Raw genomic sequence first — 1,537 nt, 5'->3', positions numbered from 1 at the left:
GCACCACACCCCGGTTGCCGCCGATGACGGACCAGTCCGTTCCGCATCTCGCGGAAATGTGGCCGCTCACGGGCAGGCAGACGACGTACCACTTGTCCAGTGGCGGAGACACGAGCTTCACGTCGGCACCGTAGGTATGAAGGAAGATATTCACCGGACCGAGCTCGGCGGACTGCATCCGGGACTCGAACAGACCACGTGACGCCACCTGTAGGAGGTGGGGACCGTAGGAGGCGGCGACGACCGAACGTGCTTCGTCCAGATCACTGGTTCGAAAGACGTTCCCGATCGGCTCGTCCGAGACGATCAGCCTTTCTCGTGCATCGCCCCTACACCGCAACCTCGGTTCGTGGGCCGTCGGGTGTCGCCCGACAACCCGGATAATGCCTTCATGGTATCGCGCTCGCGAGGCGGCTCCGAGGCCCTTCGCCGAGCAGGAAGCCGCGGTGCACCTCACCGTACTCGGTGGGCTTCTCCCACTGCGGCCAGTGTCCGGCGCCTTCGATGACGTGAAGGTCGGCACCCGGTATCCACTGCTTGAGCAGGTCGGCCTCGTCGAGGCCTCCGGTGGGGTCGTGGTCGGTCCACAACAGAAGGGTGGGGGCGATGATCTTTCCGGTCCACGACGGGTCCCAGGCGAAGTCCTTGCGGTATTGCCAGTCCTGCAGGATGAGGGTGTTGCGGATCGCGGTGAGGAATCCCGGGCGGGTGTAGACAGCCGTGCGAAGCGCGATGAGTTCCTCGGTGACCATAGATGTGTCGTAGAACAGGAACTCGAGCCGGCTCCGAATGTTCCCCTTGCTCGGGTCCTGGACGGCGAGCAAGGTGGAGTCGCGCACCCTCGTCAAGACGTCGGGTTTGTTCGTGATGTTCCCGGGTGTGTTGAGCACGAGCCGGTCGATCCGGTCGGGATTGTGCGCTGCCGCCCATGCGGCGACCCACGCACCGAGGGACTCCCCCGACAGAAGTACTCGGTCCAGGCCAAGCGCGTCGAGCACAGCGATGAGGTGATCGGCGAAGACGTCGATCGTGTAGTGCTTGTCGGGTAGGTCGGTCCAGCCGTGCCCCACCATGTCGTAGGCGATTACGTGGAAGTCCCGCGCGAGGTCGGCGATGTTACGCGCGTATGCCTCGAGATGACCGCCCGTGCCGTGGATGAGGACCAGCGGCGGGCCGGAACCTGCCTCGAGCACCCTCGTGTTGACGCCGGCAGCGTCGACGTAACGGATGTGGTGGTCGGTCCTGGAGAGCTCACCCCAGATGCTGACGTGGTCGTTCGTGGTCATGGTCAATGTTCCTTCACTTCTCTGAGCCCGGGCTCCGCGCCCGGGATTGGGCCGGTCCTGAGGCCGCTCCTGCTTACTGGTGGTCCGCGCCACGGGCGGCATGCCTACCACCGTCGGCCGCCCAGTTGTCCTCGGTGGCGGCGATGAACGCACGGATGGATGACGACAGCCGGTCGGGCTCGTCGATCATCAGTCCGTGGCCACCGTCGTCGAACCAGTCGAGCGTGCATTCCTTGATGTGGCTCTGGAGG

The 1,537-nt window shown here is 64.8% G+C and carries 1 protein-coding gene and 1 pseudogene; both read right to left on the bottom strand.

The genetic code is table 11. From position 1 onward, the window contains the following. Window positions 1–457 (bottom strand): annotated as a pseudogene (locus CA951_RS45320) (hypothetical protein); the annotation flags it as partial. Continuing rightward, window positions 390–1,286, bottom strand: coding sequence for an alpha/beta fold hydrolase (locus tag CA951_RS42000; protein ID WP_087562462.1), 897 nt, complete (start codon window positions 1,284–1,286; stop codon window positions 390–392). The pseudogene CA951_RS45320 and the gene CA951_RS42000, both read right to left, overlap by 68 nt. Window positions 1,287–1,537 lie beyond the last annotated feature (251 nt).

Origin of the sequence: Rhodococcus sp. NCIMB 12038 (assembly GCF_002165735.1) — a bacterium.
Classification (GTDB): Bacteria; Actinomycetota; Actinomycetes; order Mycobacteriales; family Mycobacteriaceae; genus Rhodococcus_F.
The sequence above is the reverse complement of the archived record's forward strand: the minus strand, read 5'-3'. Positions and strand labels throughout refer to the sequence as shown.

Coding starts and splice junctions, on each gene's coding strand:
- CA951_RS42000 (WP_087562462.1), bottom strand. CDS start 1,286: ATGACCACGAACGACCACGTCAGCATCTGGGGTGAGCTCTCCAGGACC.